The sequence below is a fragment of the Mycobacterium sp. Panama NTM2 genome (assembly GCF_054355555.1).
On the sequence record NZ_CM135953.1, the window covers coordinates 209,311 to 227,050 of the forward strand.

Sequence of the window (17,740 nt, forward strand, 5' to 3'; positions counted from 1 at the left end):
CAGTCTACCCAAGGGATGGCCGGCGCCGTGCCGACCATCCTGTCACTGTGGCGTGCCGGCCAGGTGTGCCTTCACTGTTCGGGTCAGTTCGTCACCGAGGATCTCGTTGTCGCCGGCGAACAGGCCGTCGAGGGCGAGCCGGGCGACGACCGCCGGATCGGTCTTCTGATCTGCGGGGATGTAGCTGACCATGTCGGTGTCCATGTAGCCGACGTGCAGTGCCGCGACGTGGATGCCGCGCGGTGCCAGCTCGGCGCGTACCGCATCGGTGAGCGCCCAGCCGGCGGCTTTGGCCGCCGAGTAGGCGCCGCTGGTTGCGGGGTGGTACCAGGAGAGCACGGACAGCACGTTGAGGATGCGACCGCCACCGTTTCGTTCCAGTACGGGCACGAAGGCCCGGGTGACGCCAAGGGTGCCGAAGTAATGAGTCTCCATCTCCAGCCGGATGTCCTCGATCGGGCCGTCGAGCAGCCCCGCCTGAGTGGAGACCCCGGCGTTGTTGATCACGACGTTGACGTCGCTCGCGGTCTCGGCGGCGCGGCGGACGGATTCGGGGTCGGTGATGTCGAGCTGCAGCGGGATCGCCCCGGGCAGGTCGACGCTCTCCGGGTTGCGCGCTGCGGCGTACACGGTCGCTCCGCGTTCGAGGAGCTGTTCGGCGAAGCGGCGGCCGAGGCCGCGGTTGGCGCCGGTGACGAGTGCGGTGATGTGGTCGGTGGTCATGTCGGGCTCCCTTGATGTCACTGCTGGGTATAGCACACTGAACGCAGGAGGGTCGCCGAAAAGTCCGGCATCGAAAAGAACGCGGGGGAGGGCACCGGACGGTAGGTTGATGCGCAATGTGGCGGGACCCGGTCGGGGGCTCCCGCCACAGGGCTTTCCGGCCTGTTTCGGTCCCGCGGCACAGCAGGAATCGTCATGGTGGCCGCGGCGATCGGCGACGATACTCGGATTCCGTGACGGAACCTTCGGGGCGCGATCGGCTGCGTGAACTCCTCGACGCGGTCACCGCCGCGGACAACGGAGATGTCGGGTCGATGGCCCGCAGTAGCCACGCGTCGGAATTCCACTTCTCGCGGGAGGTGCGGCGGCTCACCGGCGAATCCCCGGCGGCGCTGCGGCGCCGCGTCATGCTCGAACGGGCGGCCTGGCGGCTGCAGCGCGGCGAACCGGTGGCGGCCGTCGCCGCCGCGGAGGGCTGGTCGTCCGCCGAGGTGTTCTCCCGGGCGTTCCGGCGCACCTACGGCCGCCCACCCTCGCAGGCCGCCGATGTGCACTTCCGTCTGCCCGCGCCCAACGGGCTGCACTTCCACCCGCCGCAGGCGCTCTGGATCGACAGCACGCCGTCTCCGTCTGCGACGCCGGATGTGACGGCTCTGATGATCGACCACGACCTCGCCGACACCGAGCACCTGCTCGGCCGCGCGACGCGGTTGAGCCCGCAGCAGTGGACGGCGCCGATCCGGCCGGGCCAGACGGTGCTGGACTGGGATGGTCCCGAACCGAGCGTCGGGGCAGTGCTCGGGGCGATCGTCTGGAGCAAACAGGTGTGGCTGGCCACCATCGCCGGTGAGGACTTCCCGGCGCGGGCCTCTACGCGGTCGGTCGGCGCCGCTGCTCTCGCGGCCTTCCACACCGACATCGGGAAGCGTTGGCGCACAACGATCGCGGACTACGCCGCGGCGGGCAGGCTCGGCGACACCGTCATCGACGCCCTGTGCGAACCGCCGGAATCGTTCCCGCTGTACGGGATCGTCGCGCACGTCCTGACCTATTCGGCGCACCGCCGGGAACTGGCCCGGACGATGCTCGCCGAGCACGGCGTCGACACCGGCCGCGGCGATCCCCTGGACTGGATGAGGACCTGACATGGCATGCATCTACTACACCGCCTCGAGCCTCGACGGTTTCGTGGCCGACGAGCACGCGAGCCTGCAGTGGCTCGTCACCCGCGACATCGACGCCGACGGGCCCTTCGCCATCGACCCGTTCCTGGCGTCGGTGGGCGCGCTCGTGATGGGCGCCGACACCTACGAGTGGATTCTGGCCAACCACCCGGGGGAGTGGATGTACCGCCAGCCGTCCTGGGTGATGACGCACCGCCCGGAGATCGTCGACCCCACCCACCCCGTGCACACGTTCGCCGGCGAGGTCACCGACCTGTTCCCGACGCTCGTCGCGGCGGCCGGGGATCGCCACGTCTGGGTGGTCGGCGGCGGCGAGGTGGCCGCGCAGTTCGTCGGGGCGGGACTGGTGGACGAGATGATCGTGTCGTATGCGCCGTGCACGCTGGGGGCGGGAGCCCGGGTACTGCCGATGCGCTCGGAGTGGACGCTGGTCTCCACGGCCCGCAACGCCGACTTCGTCTGCGCGCACTGGCGTAAAGCCTGACGGGAGCGCTCTTTCGGCATAGTCTGGCCCACCATGGGCCACTACCGCAGCAACGTCCGCGACATCGAGTTCAACCTGTTCGAGACGCTGGCGCTCGAGAAGGTGCTCGCGACGGGTGAGTTCTCCGATCTCGACGGCGACTCGGTGCGGCAGATGCTGCACGAGGCCGCCAAGCTGGCCGAAGGCCCGTTGGCCGAAGCCTTCGCCGAGACCGACCGGACACCACCCACGTTCGATCCGGCCACCCACGTCGTCAGCATCCCGGAGCCGTTCAAGAAGACCTTCCGGGCCTGGCGCGACGGCGAGTGGTCACGTGTCGGCATGGCGTCCGACATCGGCGGCGTACCGGTGCCGTCGATGGTCGAGTGGGCGATCAACGAGTTCGCTCTGGGTGCGCAGCCCGCGGTGTTCCTGTATTCGGCCGGCCCCAAGATGGCCGACATCCTCTACGCGATCGGCAATGAGCAGCAACGGCACTGGGCCTCGCTGATGATCGAGCGGGACTGGGGCGCGACGATGGTGCTCACCGAACCCGACGCCGGTTCGGACGTCGGCGCCGGCCGCACGAAGGCCGTCGAGCAACCCGACGGCACCTGGCACATCGACGGCGTCAAACGGTTCATCACCAACGGCGACGGCGACGACCTGTTCGACAACATCGTGCACATGGTTCTCGCCCGCCCGGAGGGTGCAGGCCCGGGAACCAAGGGCTTGAGCTTGTTCATCGTGCCGAAGTACCACTTCGACCCGCAGACCGGTGAGCTCGGCGAGCGCAACGGTGTCTTCGTCACGGGGCTCGAGCACAAGATGGGGCTGAAGGCCTCGGCGACGTGCGAGCTGACGTTCGGCCAGCACGGCACCCCGGCGGTGGGCTGGCTGGTCAACGACACCCACAACGGCATCGCGCAGATGTTCAAGGTGATCGAGTACGCGCGAATGATGGTGGGCACCAAGGCGATTGCGACCCTGTCGACCGGGTACCTGAACGCGCTGGAGTACGCGAAGTCGCGTGTGCAGGGCGCCGATCTGACCCAGATGACCGACAAGTCGGCGCCGCGGGTGACGATCATCCACCATCCCGACGTCCGCCGGGCGTTGCTCACGCAGAAGGCGTATGCCGAAGGGCTGCGGGCGCTGTACCTCTACACCGCCGCCCACCAGGATCCGGCGGTGGCGGCGGTGGTGTCGGGCGCCGACGCGTCGAGGGCCGACCGGGTCAACGACCTGCTGCTGCCGATCGTCAAGGGGGTGGGGTCGGAGCGGGCCTACCAGTGCCTGACCGAATCGCTGCAGACCCTCGGCGGCTCGGGCTTCCTGCAGGACTATCCGCTCGAGCAGTATATCCGCGACGCCAAGATCGACTCGCTCTACGAGGGCACCACCGCGATCCAGGCGCAGGACTTCTTCTTCCGCAAGATCGCCCGCGATCAAGGGGGTGCGCTGCTGCACGTGGTGACGCAGATCCGGGCGTTCCTCGACGACGGCGCGGCCCGCCCCGAGCTGGCCGACGGCCGCGCGCTGCTCGCGACCGCGGTCGCGGACGTGCAGGCGATGGTCGCGGCGATGACGAAGTACCTGATCGATTCGCAGCAGAACCCGCAGGAGCTGTACCGGGTGGGGCTGGAATCGGTGCCGTTCCTGCTGGCGGTCGGCGACCTGCTGCTGGGCTGGCAGCTACTGCATCAGGCCGAGATCGCGCTGACCGCGCTGGACGGCTCGCCGAGCGCACGCGATCGCGACTTCTACACGGGCAAGGTGGCGACGGCGCTGTTCTTCGCCAAGAACATGCTGCCGTTGCTCACGGCGCGGCGGGCGATCCTCGAAGCGGTCGACCTGACGGCCATGGACGTCCCCGAAGCCGCGTTCTAGGGTCCTGTTTTTTCGGCGACCAGACGCGAACTCGAGCTCTTAACGGCGTGTCGCGCTCGAGTTCGCGTCTTCTCGCGGGAAGAAAGTGAGCCCTCCACGGCCCCGATGAGTTTCCCGCGTCGGGCCGGTCTGCATCCGCATGACCGACGACACCGACATCCGCACCGTCATCGACCGCTGGATCCAGGCGATTCGCGAGCGTGACATCGACGGCGTCATCGCCGCGCACACCGACGACATCGTGCTGTACGACGTGCCGCCACCTCAAGAGGGCGTCTACGGCATCGACGCATACCGGCAGACCTGGCCGGAGTTCTTCGAATGGATCGCCGGCGGCGCGGTGCTCGAACTACTCAAGCTCGACGTCATCGCCGGCGACACCGTCGCCTATGCGCACGGACTGTTCCGCGCCGGTATGCCCGAGGACATCGCGGCCCATCCGGAGAACCGGCTACGCAGCACGTTCGGCATGCGCAAGGTCGACGGCGCGTGGCTGATCGCCCACGAGCACCACTCGATGCCCCACACCCCTTAGCGCGAACAGACGCGAACTCGAGTGGACACGCCGAGAGACCACTCGAGTTCGCGACTGGTCGCCGAACCTCAGGCCGGGGTGTAGCCGAACGGCAGCAGGATCGACTTCGGCTCGCAGTACGCCTCGATGCCCTCGGTGCCGTTCTCGCGTCCGATGCCGGAGTTCTTGAACCCGCCGAACGGCGCCCCCGGGTCGAAGGCGTACATGTTCACCGCGTAGGTGCCGGTGCGGATTCGCCGCGCGATGCGCAGCGCCCGATCGTGATCGGTGGTGTACACCGACCCGGCCAGGCCGTACACGGAGTCGTTGGCGATGCGTACCGCGTCGTCCTCGTCCTCGTAAGGAATCACCGCGAGCACCGGCCCGAAGATCTCCTCCTGGGCGATCGTCATCGAGTTGTCGACATCGGCGAACACCGTCGGCTGCACGTACCAGCCGCTGTCCAGCCCCTCGGGACGCTGACCGCCGACGACCACGCGGGCACCTTCCTCCACACCCTTCTTGATGTAGCCCTCGACCCGTTCGCGCTGCTTCTCGCTGATCAGCGGGCCGATCATCGCGGCCGGATCGGTCGGCAGCCCCGGCAGCATCCCCGACACCGCGGCCGACAGCTTCTCGACCACCTCGTCGTAGCGCGAGCGCGGCGCCAGGATGCGGGTCTGTCCGACGCACGCCTGTCCGGAGTTCATCAGGCCGGAGAACACCAGCATCGGGAGTGTGGAATCCAGGTCGGCGTCCTCGAGGATGATCGCCGCGGACTTGCCGCCCAGCTCGAGCGTGCACGGCTTGAGCTTCTCGGCGGCGATCTTGGCGATCTCCTTGCCCACTGCCGAGGACCCGGTGAACGTGAACTTGTCCAGCTCCGGGTTGTTGGTCAGCGCCCGGCCCGTCTCCGGCCCACCCGGCACGATCGACAGCACGCCTTCGGGCAGCCCGGCTTCGGCGAACGCCTCGGCCATCGCGAACACCGACAGCGGGGTCTCGGCGGCGGGCTTCAGCACGATCGTGCACCCGGCCAGCAGCGCCGGGCCCAGCTTGTTGGCCGCCAGGAAGAACGGCACATTCCATGCGGTCACAGCCCCGACGACACCGATCGGCTCGCGCACCACCAGCGTCTGGCCGTAGATGCCGTCGCGGATCTCCTGCCAGGTGAACTTGTCGGCCGCGCCGGCGAAGTACTGGAACGCCGACATCGCGGCGCCGTACTGCATCATGTCGACGATCGTCGGCGGCTGCCCCGTCTCCGCGGCCAGCAGGAACTTCAGCTCATCGGCGCGCTCCTCGAGGATCTTGACCGCGCGGGCCAGCACCTCTTGGCGTTCGGCAGGCGTCATCTGCGGCCACGGGCCGTCGTCGAAGGCCTTGCGGGCGGCCGCGCAGGCCGCGTCGACGTCCGCGGCAGACGCCAGCGGCACCTTGCCGACCAGCTCACCGGTGGCGGGGGAGTGCACCTCGATGACGTCCGAGGTGGCCGGCTCGACCCATTTACCGCCGATGAACAACTTGTCCCACTCGGTCCGGAATGCGGTGCTCTGTGTCATAGACGTCACACTACCTACGAACAGCGCTAAGTAGAACCTGTTGCAGTTCGCCGATTCAGGACGGCGACAACACCAGCACCAGGTTGCTCACCGCGAACTCCCGCAGCCCCGGCAACCGGACCACGCGCCAGGCCCATCGCGGGTGGTAGCGCGGAAATGCCGCGATGAGCGCGCCGGTGCCGCGCGCCCAGCGCAGGCCATCGCGCGCATGCACGGCGAACAACGACGAGCCGTAGTCGTTCTTGGGTCGGTGGCCGTGCCGGCGGGCGTAGCGGTCGGCGGCGCGCTGCCCGCCGAGGTAATGCGTCAACCCCATCTCGTGGCCGCCGAACGGTCCCAGCCACACCGTGTACGACAGCACCGCGAGCCCGCCCGGCCGGGTGACCCGCAGCATCTCCTCACCCAGGCGCCACGGCTGCGCGACGTGCTCAGCGACGTTGGAGGACAGGCAGATGTCGACGCTGTGGTCGCGGAACGGCAGCGCGGTACCGGAGGCGCGGACGAACGATCCCGCGCGCTCGTGGGTGCGCGGCGCCGCGGCGTGCATCTCCCGCGGGTCGGGTTCCACGCCGACGTAGCGCATCCCGGCCTCGGTGAACGCCGACGCGAAGTAGCCGGGGCCGCCGCCGACGTCGAGGACGGTCCGGCCGGCGGTGACGGCCCCGGTGACGCCGGTCCAGAGGTCGGCGACGAGTGCGACGGTGTCGTCGGCCAGCGCGCCGTAGAACCGGTCCGGGTCGCTCTGCTCGAAGCGGAAGGCCGACAGCAACCGCAGCGAGCGCGCCAGCGTCGCCCGTCGGGCGAACAGTTCCGTAGCGACCACCCGGCCACCCTAGGCACACCGCTAGTCTGAACACCGATGTCCGCCCCCGTGAACTCCGTGTTGCTGCTGTGCTGGCGCGACACCGGGCACCCGCAGGGCGGCGGCAGTGAGACGTATCTGCAGCGCATCGGTACGCACCTCGCCGAGTCCGGGGTGCGGGTCACGCTGCGCACCGCCCGCTATCCGGGCGCCGCCCGCCGCGAGGTGGTCGACGGTGTGGAGATCCAGCGTCGTGGCGGGCCGTATTCGGTGTACGTGCGGGCGGGGTTGGCGATGGTGGCCGGCCGGCTGGGTGTGGGCCCGCTGCGTAGGGCCAAGCCCGACGTCGTCGTCGACACGCAGAACGGCCTGCCGTTCCTGGCCCGCCTGGCCTACGGCCGCCGCGCCGTGGTGCTGGTGCACCACTGCCATCGCGAACAGTGGCCGGTGGCAGGCCCGGTGAAGAGCCGCATCGGGTGGTTCGTCGAATCGCGCCTGTCGCCGCGGCTGCACCGGCGCAACCAGTACGTGACGGTGTCGCTGCCGTCGGCTCGGGACCTGACGGATCTCGGTGTGCGCGCCGACCACGTCGCAGTGGTGCGCAACGGCGTCGATGACGCGCCGCCGGAATCGCTGACGGCGCCCCGCTCGGCGACGCCCCGCGTGGTCGTGCTGTCGCGGCTGGTGCCGCACAAGCAGATCGAGGACGCACTGGACGCGGTCGCGCGACTGCGTGGCCGGATTCCGGACCTGCACCTCGACGTGGTGGGCGGCGGCTGGTGGGCGCAGCCCTTGCTCGATCATGCGGAGAAGTTGGGCATCTCGCACGCCGTGACGTTCCACGGCCACGTGGGCGATGCGACCAAACACGATCTGCTGCAACAGAGTTGGGTGAACCTGTTGCCGTCCCGCAAGGAGGGCTGGGGGTTGGCCGTGATCGAGGCCGCCCAGCACGGGGTGCCGACGATCGGGTACCGCTCCTCCGGTGGGCTGTCCGATTCGATCGTCGACGGGGTGACCGGGGTGCTGGTCGACGACGTCGACGATCTGGTCGACGGACTTCACCGGTTGCTGACCGACCACGTGTTGCGTGAACAGCTCGGTGCGAAAGCTCGGGTGCGCAGCGCGGAATTCTCCTGGGAGCAGAGCGCGGACGCGATGGCAGCTGTGCTCGGCGCGGTGCAGGCGGGCGGCCGGGTCAGCGGCCTGGTCTAGCCGCCTCCGCGCGACGAGTTCGTCTGCGGCGCAACATCATCGCCACCAGACCCGCGCAGAGCTGGAGAAACCACACGCCGTGCGCGGCCAACGCCACGCCGCGGTAGGGCGACGGCCGCCCCACGCCGCCGACTCGGTACACCGTCAAGTCATCGGACCGAAACGCCACGGGCAACCCGAGATTCGCTCCCGCGCCTTCGACCACCACCCAGCCCACCCCGGCGTCGGCCAGCCGGGCCCGATCCGCACCAGCGAGCAGCAGGGCCTGGACCTCCCGCGCCTGGACGCCCTCACCCGGCACCAGACGGCCGCCGATCGACAGGTCGCCGGTGGTCAGCACCTCGGCGCGCAGCCAGCGCGGCAGCGGATCCAGGACCGGCGCCGGCCCGGCCCAGGAAAAGCGCCGCATGCTGTCGACCGGGAGCACGGCCACCGGTGCCGGCTCGGCGTTGATGACGGCCGCCGCCTCCCGCCACGCCGGCGGGTACTGGACGGAATGCACGCGTCCGCCGACCCCCCACGCCAGGTCGGGCAGCGTCGCGATCACAGCGGCGCAGCACACCGCGGCAGTCGCGAGGGCAGGTACGCGCGGGCGCAGCGCGATCGTGGCGGCCGCACCGGCCAGCGCGTACGCCGGCATCGCCAGCGCCATCCACTTCTGACCGTCCCTGATCACTCCCAGCCCCGGCACCGCGTCCAGCAGCGCCGTGACGGCCGTCAGACCGGGTCCTGTCGCCATCAGCGCGGGCACCAGCACGGCGATCAGGGCGACCACCAGCAGCGGCCGGGCGACCCGGTACCGGAGGAGCACCGGCAGCCCTGTCGCCACGACCGCCAGCAGCACCACGGTCGCCACCACCGCGAACGGGGTGGTGCGCGTGGCAGGCACCGCGTCGGCGTTCCAGATTCCGGCCAGCCCGGCGAGGCTGCCCAGCGTGCCCAGCCCGGGCTCCGCGCGCGCAGCGAACGCCGCGACCGCGGGCCCCTGATCGACGCCGGGGGACCACCCGAGCGCCGACGCGACCAGCCAGGGCAACGCCGCGGTCGTCGACCCGGCCAGGCTCACGAGGGCACAGAACCACCGCGAACGGCCCGCGCCCGGGGCGGCGACGCACGCCAGCGCGATCGTCGCCGCCATCATCAACCCGGTCGGCGTCAGCCCGGCCAGCGCGAGCCAGAACAGCAGCGCCCCCACGCCGGTGGCCCCAGCGGCTCGCAGAGACAGCACGGCCGCCGCCACCCACGGCAGCGCGCCGTAACCGACCAGCAGGCTCCAGTGGCCCTGCAGAAGCCGTTCGGCGACATAGGGATTCCACACCGCGACGGTGACGGCCACGAACTGCCCGGGCAGGCCGGCTCCGGGCAGCACCGTCGTCGCCAGATGCGCGGCCCCCCAGCCCGCGAGCCAGAGCCCGAGGATCAGCAATCCCTTGACCAGCACGCCGCCATCGACCACGGCCGAGGCCAGCGCGACGGCGACGTCCTGGGGCAGAGCCCGCGGCGCGGCCTGTGTCAGCCCCAGCGCGGCATCGGTGAGGTAGGACCGCGGTGTCGACACCGCGTCGCGCAGCAGCAGATAACCCGGGGCGAACAGCGGTGCGGTCACCGCCAGCGTGAGCACCAGCGCATAGGCCGGGGCCGCCAGCGGACGGGCGCGGGGGATCAGACCGGTCGGTCCGGGGGTAGATCGGTGGGCCGCTGCGCCGGCAGTTTCTCTGTCTTCGCCTCCGCGCCGGGCACCGGTTCACCCTCGTCACCGCGGCCGCCGTAGAAGCGACTACTGGTGTCGTCGAGGCCTGGATCGATCAGGGTCGACTCCGCGCGCAGGCTGAACGAGCCGAGCAGCGCGCCGCCGAGCAGTGCCACGATGCCCAGCGCGGTGAACGTGATCGGCAGGATGCGGCCCCACAGCGAGACCCGGTCGCGCTCGTCGTACGCGGCGTTGACCTGGCTCTCCACCGACTCGTCGTTGGTGGTGACCGTGTAGTCGGCGAACGTCACCTCGGGTTTGAGGGCCTCACGCGCGTAGTAGTGGTAGCCCCGGTCGGTTTCCTTGACGATCGTGCCCGACACCGGGTCGACCCAGAAGGTGCGCTGGGCGGCGTAGTACCGGGTCATCGTGATCTGTTCCTCGGGATCGCCCTCGAGCCCCCACAGCGCGGCGCGTGCGGTGACCTGGCTGTCGGCGTCGTCGTCGTACAGCGAGGCGTACTTGACGGGTTCGACGAGCTTGCCCTCGTTGTCGAAGCCGACGTTCTGGGTGAACTTGTAGGCGGTCAGTCCGTTGACGTCTTCTTCACCCGCGTAGTTGGCGTCGTAGGCCTTCTGCGCGATCGGATCGAAGTAGGGGTAGGTCTTCTTCTCGGTGTCGAACGGGAAGCGGTAGGCCAGGCCCTCGTGCGGCAGCGCGATGTTGGTGGGCGGGTTCTGGTCCTCGATGGCACGCGGCTTCTGCACGGCGCCGCCGGGGTTGGACTCGCTGGAGACCGCCTCGGCGGTGGTGCGGTCCAGGGTCACGGTGTCCACCATCGCCAGCAGCAGGCCACGGTCGCCCTGCTGGTCCGAGCGCCGCAGCGAGTCGCCGACCTGCAGCGTCACCACATCGGCGTTGGCGGGGGATTCGACGCTGATCTGCTGCTGCATCACCACAGGGACGTCCTGGTCGACGACGAACCGCTGGGAGTTCAGCGAGGCGGGGTCGAAGACGTCACCGGTGCCTTCGCTGACCAGGGTGGTGTCGATGTCCAGGGGGATCTTGGAGATCTTGCCCTTGGTGTAGGTGGTCAGGAGCAGCGCTGCGATGAGCAGCGCTGCGCCGAGGCCCATGAGTCCGCACGCGGCATACCTCAGCGCAACTGCGCGGTTCAATACCGTGTCTCCCTTCGCGCGCGGCAAAACCCGTTTGACCCTAACAGCACAAATTAAGGCCCAACCGGCGACGAGGGATTACGGGGCGCACGCAGGCGGTGCTCGCCCCGGACGGGTGCGCGTGTCGACACCGCTGGTCCTGCCCCGTCATCACTGAGGAATCCGTCAGAAAACCTTGACTGACGGATCGGTCGTATGTGACGATTTCATCAACTAAGGAGGTCAGATGACGATCCCGAAGGTCGACGGGCACCGCGACGCGCACACCGATCTGCACAGCGAGCACGGTGCCCTGCGCGGCGAGCACCCGGGCAGGGCCAGGAACCCGATCATCCGGGTGGCCGACATCGCCTGGCTGGAGTTCGACAAACCCGATCTCGTCCGCGCCGAGGCATTCGCTCGCGCCTTCGGTTTCGGCATCTCGCTGCGCGATCCGCACGAGCTGCACCTGCGCGGGACCGCCGCCGGTGCGCCGTGCGTGATCCTGCGGCGTGGGCCACGGACCCGGTTCGCAGGCGTTGCACTGCGAGCCGCCGACGAGGTCGACGTGCTGCGACTCGCCGAGAAGACCGGCAACCGGGCGCTCGCCCTGCCGGAGACGATCGGCGGCGTGGCGGTCCAGTTGACCGACCCGAGCGGCATGGCGGTCAAGGTCGTCGCCGGCATGCAGGAACTGCCCGCCCATCCCGATCAGGCGCCCCAGGTGTCCAACGTCGGGGCGCTGACCAGGATCAACGCGACGGTACGGCCCCCGCGTGTGCCCGCCCGCGTGCAGCGCCTCGGGCACGTGGTGTTGCAGTCCACCACCTATCTGAAGACGCTCAACTGGTACCTCGACACGTTCGGGATGATCGTCAGCGACTTCCTCTTCTTCCCCGGACAGCGCGAGCGCGGACCGGCGATGAGCTTCATCCGCTGTGACCTGGGCTCCGTGCCGGCCGACCATCACACGCTGGCGCTGGCGCTGGGACCGGCCAACCGCTACGTCCACTCGGCCTACCAGGTCAGCGATCTCGACGCGCTGGCCGCAGGCGGGGAATACCTGCGGGAGCGTGGCTACCACCGCTCGTGGGGGATCGGTCGCCACATCCAGGGCAGCCAGCTGTTCGACTACTGGCGAGACCCCGACGGGTTCCTGGTCGAGCACTTCGCCGACGGCGACATGTTCGACAACACCCTCGAACCCGGCTGGGCCCCGTTCACCGCCTCCGGGCTGGCCCAGTGGGGGCCGCCGGCGACGAAGGACTTCCTCGACGCCGATCCGCGCGCCGCCCGCCACCAGCTCACATCGATGGTCACCGCGCTGCGCGGCGACAACGAGTTCGACCTCAACCGCCTCATCGGCCTGCTGAAAGTAGCGATCTCATGACGACCTCCGTTCTCCGCACCGCCGATGGCTGGTGGGTGCAGACCCCCGCGGGCGCTGCCCGGATCACCACCACGGCCACGACCACCGCCGATCTGCTGGCCGAGCGGTCCGCCATCGAGGCAGCGGCGGCCGGCGGCGGCGACACCGTGCCAGTCGCCGATCTGGCGCTGCTCTCCCCGGTGACCACGCCGTGCCGGGTGATCGCGCAGATGACGAACTTCGAATCCCACGTCGTCGACGCCGGGATGGACCCCAAAACCGTGCCGCTGACCTTCTTCCGCAAGTCGTCGGCCTCGATCACCGGGCCGTTCGGCGAGATCGTGCGCCCGGCGCACGTCACGCTGCTCGACTACGAGGTCGAGATCGGGCTGGTGATCGGGCGCGACGTGCCGGCCGGGTCGACGATCACCGAAACCGCCCTGCCCGGGATCATCGCCGGATTGACCGTCACCAACGACGTGTCCGCCCGCGACATCCAGCTGCCACAGACCCAGTTCTACGAGGCGAAGTCGTATCCCACGTTCACCCCGGTCGGGCCCGCGCTGGTGCTGCTCGACGCCGCCGAACTGGCCCGCTTCGGCGACCTGCGGCTGCGGCTGAGCGTCAGCGGCGACGAACGCCAGAACCGGATCGTCGAGGGTGACATGCTGTACCGCCCGCTGCAGGCGCTGCAGTCCCTCACCAGGTTCCAGGATCTCTCCGCCGGCGACCTGGTCCTCACCGGGACCCCGGCGGGTACGGCGCTGACGGCGCCGCCGAAACCCATCGAGATGATCGGCAACCTGCTGCCGCCCGCAGTGAAATGGAAGGCCTTCTTCTCCCGGCAGGCCAAGAACCCGAAGTATCTGCAGCACGGCGACGTCGTCGAGGCATCGGTGAGCACCGACGACGGGGCGATCGACCTCGGCACGCAGCGGCTGTCGGTGCGCTACGCACGATGACCGCCGAGCACGTTCCGGTGGCCGTGGTCGGAGGCGGGCCCACCGGGATCACTGCCGCCACGCTGCTCGCCCAGTACGGCGTCGACACGCTCGTACTGGACCGGTGGCCGCAGGTCTACCCGCAGCCTCGGGCGGTGCATCTCGACGACGAGGTCTATCGAATTCTGGCCCGGCTGGGCGTCGCCGCGGAGTTCGCCGCGATCTCCCATCCGGCCCAAGGGTTACGCCTGGTGGACCGGGACATGTCGGTGCTGGCCGAGTTCAGGCGCGATACGGCGTTGACGCGCAACGGTTTTCCCGCAGCCAGCATGTTCGATCAACCCCGCCTCGAAGAGTTGCTGCGGGCCAATCTGGCCCGCCATCCGCATGCGCGGTTCCGCGGCGACACCGAGGTGCTCGGCGTCTCCGGGACCGGGCCGCTACACCTGCGGGTGCGCGACCGGGTCAGCGGTGAGGAGTCGCTGATCACCGCGGATGTGGTGCTGGGCTGTGACGGCGCGAACAGCATGGTGCGCGGCAGCGTCGACGCCGCGATGCGCTCGATGAAGTTCGACCAGCGCTGGCTGGTGATCGACATCGCGACCGAGGCCGACCTGCACCAGTGGGACGGCGTGCACCAGCTCTGCGACAGTCACCGCGCCGGCACCTACATGCGGATCGGACCCACCCGTTACCGCTGGGAGTTCCGGCTTCTCGATCACGAATCGGTCGACGACTACGCCACGCTGACCGCGCTGCAGCCCTTGATCGAACCGTGGACCCGGGAGGTCAGCGCCACCGACCTGCAGCTGATTCGCGTCGCGGAGTACACCTTTCGCGCCCAGCTCGCCGGCTCGTGGCGCCGCGGCAACGTCTTCCTGCTCGGCGACGCCGCCCACCTGACCCCGCCGTTCATCGGCCAGGGCATGGGCGCAGGTCTCCGCGACGCGATGAACCTGGCGTGGAAGATCGCCGGCGTGCTGCGCGGTGACCTGTCGCCCGGCGTCCTCGACAGCTACGAGGCCGAGCGCCGCCCGCATGCGCGCCACATGATCAGACTCGCCCTCAACGTCGGTCGCGCCATGACGGCCGGCGGACGGTTCGGTGCCGCTGCGCGGGCGCTCGTACTGCCGCACCTGCACCGGATACCGGGCCTGCGATCGAAGGTCACCGATTCGCAGACCCCGGCGCTGCGTTCCTCGACCCTGGTGAGGCGGACCTGGCGCACCCGCGGCATCGCTGGTCACCTGTGCCCGAACATGTTGTTCGACAACGGCATTCGTCTCGACGACGAACTCGGCCTGGGGTTCGGTGTGCTGACCACGGCGATGCTGACCCCCGCGCAGGCCGACACCGTCGCAGCACGTGGCGCGCGCCTCGTCCGCGCCACGCCGGGAACCGAACTCGCCCGCTGGCTCGAGGACCACCACGTCACCACGGCGGTGGTGCGTCCCGACCGCACCGTGCTGACCGCCGGACGCGACACCGCCGCCGTGTGCCGCGCACTTCCGCTGTTCCGGCTCGAGGCGTCCCCGTCCCATCGACCGGCTCGGTAGGGGGTCGGGCAGACTGGTCGCCGTGACGTCCACCCAGTCGGCGGAAGTCGGCGGCACGCGCAGCTTCCTGCCCGCCGTCGAAGGTCTGCGCGCGTGTGCGGCCATCGGTGTCGTCGTCACCCATGTCGCGTTCCAGACCGGCCACACCACCGGGGTCACCGGCCGGCTGCTGGGCCGCTTCGACCTGGCGGTCGCGGTGTTCTTCGCGCTGTCGGGCTTCCTGCTGTGGCGCGGCCACGCCGCTGCCGCCCGCGGGCTGCGCAAGCGCCCGGCCACCGCGCACTACCTGCGGTCCCGCTTCGTCCGGATCATGCCGGGCTACCTCGTCGCGGTCGTGGTGATCCTCACGTTGCTGCCGGACGCGAAGGCCGACGCCACGGTCTGGCTGTCCAACCTGACGTTGACCCAGATCTACGTGCCGCTGACGCTGACCGCCGGGTTGACGCAGATGTGGAGCTTGTCGGTGGAGGTGGCGTTCTACCTCGCGCTGCCGTTCCTGGCGCTGCTGGTCCGCCGGGTGCCGGTCCGGGCCCGGATCCCGGTGATCATGGCAGCCGCGGTCGCGAGCCTGTTCTGGGTGCGCATCCCGTTCGATCCCGACTCCGGGCACAACCTGTGGAACTGGCCGCCCGCGTTCTTCTCCTGGTTCGCCGCCGGCATGGTGCTCGCCGAACTCACCGTCTCACCGGTCGGGCCGGCGCACCGGCTGGCGCGGCACCGGGTTCTGACGGCCGGCATCGCGGTGGTCGCGTTCCTGGTGGCGGCCTCGCCGCTGGCCGGCAAGGAGGGCCTGCAGTTCGGCACGATCGGCCAGGTGACGATGAAGACCGCGATGGGCGCGATCGTGGCGGGTGCGCTGCTGGCGCCGCTGGTGCTCGACCGCCCCGGCACCGGCCACCGGCTTCTCGGGCATCCGGTCATGGTCACCCTGGGCCGCTGGTCCTATGGCCTGTTCGTATGGCACCTGGCCGCGCTGGCGATGGTGTTCCCGATGCTCGGCGAGTTCGCGTTCAACGGCCACTTCGTGCCGGTGTTGCTGCTGACCGCGGGCTTCGGGTTCGCGATCGCGGCGGTCAGTTACGCGCTGGTCGAGTCGCCGTGCCGCAACGCACTACGGCGCTGGGAGCGGCGCAACGACCCCACCCCGCTGGACAGTGCGGTCGACGACGTCACCGAGCCTGCCGTCGCACGCTAGTCCGATTGCGCGGCCCGCGCGTTAATCCGATTGCGCGGCCCGCGAGATGACCTCGTCGCGCACCGCCGACCTGCGTGCCTTGCCCGCGTCGTCGCGCAGCGGCCGGTCGGTGAACTCGATCGTGCGCGGCCTCTTGTAGGGCGCGAGCCGCTCGGCGAGGAACGCCCGTACCTCGTCGGCGTCCAGCCCGGGCGCCTGCACGAGCACATACGGCACCTGCCCCAGATCCTCGTCCGGGACGCCGACGGCCAGGCTCGACAACACCCCCGGATGCTCCGCCAGCGCCGCCTCGATCTCCGCCGGATAGACGTTGCGCCCGCCGACGGTGAACATGTCCACGCGGCGGTCGGTCAGGTACAGGAACCCGTCGGCATCGAAGTAGCCCAGATCGCCCAGCGATTCCCAGCCGTCGCGGCTCTTCGCGGTGCTGCCCACGTAGCGGTAGGTGGGCCGCGATCCGGCGGCGCGACGCATGTAGATCTCGCCGGGCACCCCGGGCGGGCATGGCGTGCCCTCGTCGTCGAGCACCGTCATCTCCCCTGAGACCACGACCCCGACCGAGCCGGGGTGACTCAGCCACTGCTCGCCGGAGATGAACGTCAACGCCTGCAATTCGGTGCCTCCGTAGAGCTCCCAGAGAACCTCCGGCCCCAGCAGCTCGATCCACGCGCGCTTCACCGCCGGCGGGCACGGCGCCGCGAGATGCCAGAACCGGCGGATCGACGACAGGTCGTACGCGTCCGGCTTCGCCCGTAACACGGGCAGCAGGCGCTGCATGATGGTCGGCACCGTGGTCAGGAACGTCACCCGGTGTTCGGTGACCAGTCGCAGGAACTCGTGGGGCTCGAACCGCGGCATCACGACCAGGTGGTGGCCCTGCAGCAGACCCACCGCGAACGTCGTGAACCCGGTGTTGTGGCTCAGCGGCACCGAGATCAGCGACACGTCGCCGTCCTGGGCGCCCAGCGGGGCGCCGATCGCCGCGGGGATGCGGCTGTCGGTGCCCGCCTCGATGAGTTTGGGCCGCCCCGTGCTGCCGCCCGAGGCCATCGACTTCCACACCGGTGACACGGCCTCCGGCACTGGGCTATCCGAAAAGCCGTGCGCCACAGCGGTCGTAGTGTCAGGAGTGACACCGGCCGGGTCGGCGCGGCCGATCAACACGGCCGGGCGCCGCAGCTCCAACAGCGCAGCCAGCTCGGCGTCGGGCAGCCGAGCAGACAGCGGCTGCGGAATCGCGCCGAGCTTCCAGCAGGCCAGCACCGCGTACACCCAGTCGAGCGAGTTCGGCAGCACGACCGTCACGTAGTCCCCGACCCCCACGCCGAGGGAGGCCAGGCCCCGGGCCAGCCGGTTGGTGACCGTGTCGAGTTCCGCGCGCGTGACGGTGACGCCCGCGCAGGTGACCGCCGGCACGTCCGGGTCTTGCGCGGCGAGCGCCGACACCTGGGTGCTGATCGGCGGGACTGGTGCGCTCAT

The 17,740-nt window shown here is 69.9% G+C and carries 15 protein-coding genes; 9 read left to right on the forward strand and 6 right to left on the reverse strand.

Going from position 1 to position 17,740, the window contains the following annotated elements:
- Positions 1–42 precede the first annotated feature (42 nt).
- Positions 43–723: an SDR family oxidoreductase gene (locus tag ACXYX3_RS01070; protein ID WP_241206851.1), complete on the reverse strand. Its 681-nt coding sequence runs from the start codon at positions 721–723 to the stop codon at positions 43–45.
- Positions 724–956: 233 nt separating this feature from the next.
- On the opposite strand from ACXYX3_RS01070, the gene ACXYX3_RS01075 reads away from it, so the two are divergent.
- The 4 genes from ACXYX3_RS01075 to ACXYX3_RS01090 all read left to right on the forward strand — a co-directional run bounded on the left by ACXYX3_RS01075 (position 957) and on the right by ACXYX3_RS01090 (position 4,795).
- Positions 957–1,868 (forward strand): helix-turn-helix domain-containing protein, encoded by a 912-nt coding sequence (locus tag ACXYX3_RS01075; protein ID WP_458609800.1) that lies wholly within the window; start codon positions 957–959, stop codon positions 1,866–1,868.
- Between the two features lies 1 nt (position 1,869).
- Positions 1,870–2,391, forward strand: coding sequence for a dihydrofolate reductase family protein (locus ACXYX3_RS01080; RefSeq protein ID WP_458609801.1), 522 nt, complete (start codon positions 1,870–1,872; stop codon positions 2,389–2,391).
- A 33-nt stretch (positions 2,392–2,424) separates the two neighbouring features.
- Positions 2,425–4,260 (forward strand): acyl-CoA dehydrogenase, encoded by a 1,836-nt coding sequence (locus ACXYX3_RS01085; RefSeq protein WP_458609802.1) that lies wholly within the window; start codon positions 2,425–2,427, stop codon positions 4,258–4,260.
- 139 nt (positions 4,261–4,399) lie between these two features.
- The gene (locus ACXYX3_RS01090; protein ID WP_458609803.1) at positions 4,400–4,795 is read left to right on the forward strand and encodes a YybH family protein; all 396 of its coding nucleotides are present in this window, start codon (positions 4,400–4,402) and stop codon (positions 4,793–4,795) included.
- A 68-nt stretch (positions 4,796–4,863) separates the two neighbouring features.
- On the opposite strand, the gene ACXYX3_RS01095 is transcribed toward ACXYX3_RS01090, so the two are convergent.
- Together ACXYX3_RS01095 and ACXYX3_RS01100 are read right to left on the reverse strand one after the other, a co-directional pair.
- Positions 4,864–6,336: an aldehyde dehydrogenase gene (locus tag ACXYX3_RS01095; protein ID WP_458609804.1), complete on the reverse strand. Its 1,473-nt coding sequence runs from the start codon at positions 6,334–6,336 to the stop codon at positions 4,864–4,866.
- A 55-nt stretch (positions 6,337–6,391) separates the two neighbouring features.
- Positions 6,392–7,159 carry a class I SAM-dependent methyltransferase gene (locus ACXYX3_RS01100; RefSeq protein WP_241206857.1) on the reverse strand — a complete coding sequence of 256 codons (768 nt, stop codon included), beginning with the start codon at positions 7,157–7,159 and terminating at the stop codon, positions 6,392–6,394.
- Between the two features lie 36 nt (positions 7,160–7,195).
- On the opposite strand from ACXYX3_RS01100, the gene ACXYX3_RS01105 reads away from it, so the two are divergent.
- On the forward strand, positions 7,196–8,353 hold the full coding sequence (locus tag ACXYX3_RS01105) for a glycosyltransferase family 4 protein (protein ID WP_458609805.1): 1,158 nt from the start codon (positions 7,196–7,198) through the stop codon (positions 8,351–8,353).
- Here the strand turns inward: ACXYX3_RS01105 and ACXYX3_RS01110 are convergent.
- On the reverse strand, positions 8,337–9,974 hold the full coding sequence (locus ACXYX3_RS01110; protein WP_458609806.1) for an MmpA family trehalose lipid delivery protein: 1,638 nt from the start codon (positions 9,972–9,974) through the stop codon (positions 8,337–8,339). The genes ACXYX3_RS01105 and ACXYX3_RS01110 overlap by 17 nt on opposite strands.
- Positions 9,975–10,015: 41 nt before the next feature.
- Entirely contained in the window at positions 10,016–11,221 is a 1,206-nt protein-coding gene (gene pgfA / locus ACXYX3_RS01115; protein WP_241206867.1) for a cell envelope lipid trafficking protein PgfA, read from the reverse strand.
- A 226-nt stretch (positions 11,222–11,447) separates the two neighbouring features.
- Between pgfA and ACXYX3_RS01120 the strand changes: the two genes are divergently transcribed.
- From ACXYX3_RS01120 to ACXYX3_RS01135, 4 genes are read left to right on the forward strand one after another with little or no spacing between them, the layout of a single operon-like run.
- The gene (locus ACXYX3_RS01120) at positions 11,448–12,590 is read left to right on the forward strand and encodes a VOC family protein (RefSeq protein ID WP_458609807.1); all 1,143 of its coding nucleotides are present in this window, start codon (positions 11,448–11,450) and stop codon (positions 12,588–12,590) included.
- Positions 12,587–13,531 carry a fumarylacetoacetate hydrolase family protein gene (locus tag ACXYX3_RS01125; protein ID WP_458609808.1) on the forward strand — a complete coding sequence of 315 codons (945 nt, stop codon included), beginning with the start codon at positions 12,587–12,589 and terminating at the stop codon, positions 13,529–13,531. Before ACXYX3_RS01120 ends, ACXYX3_RS01125 begins: the two co-directional genes overlap by 4 nt.
- On the forward strand, positions 13,528–15,066 hold the full coding sequence (gene mhpA, locus ACXYX3_RS01130) for a bifunctional 3-(3-hydroxy-phenyl)propionate/3-hydroxycinnamic acid hydroxylase MhpA (RefSeq protein ID WP_458609809.1): 1,539 nt from the start codon (positions 13,528–13,530) through the stop codon (positions 15,064–15,066). The genes ACXYX3_RS01125 and mhpA overlap by 4 nt, the downstream gene beginning before the upstream one ends.
- Positions 15,067–15,088: 22 nt before the next feature.
- A complete protein-coding gene (locus ACXYX3_RS01135; protein ID WP_458609810.1) occupies positions 15,089–16,261 on the forward strand; it encodes an acyltransferase family protein in 1,173 nt (390 codons plus the stop codon).
- Between the two features lie 21 nt (positions 16,262–16,282).
- On the opposite strand, the gene ACXYX3_RS01140 is transcribed toward ACXYX3_RS01135, so the two are convergent.
- Positions 16,283–17,740, reverse strand: a complete 1,458-nt coding sequence (locus ACXYX3_RS01140) for an AMP-binding protein (protein ID WP_458609811.1) — start codon at positions 17,738–17,740, stop codon at positions 16,283–16,285.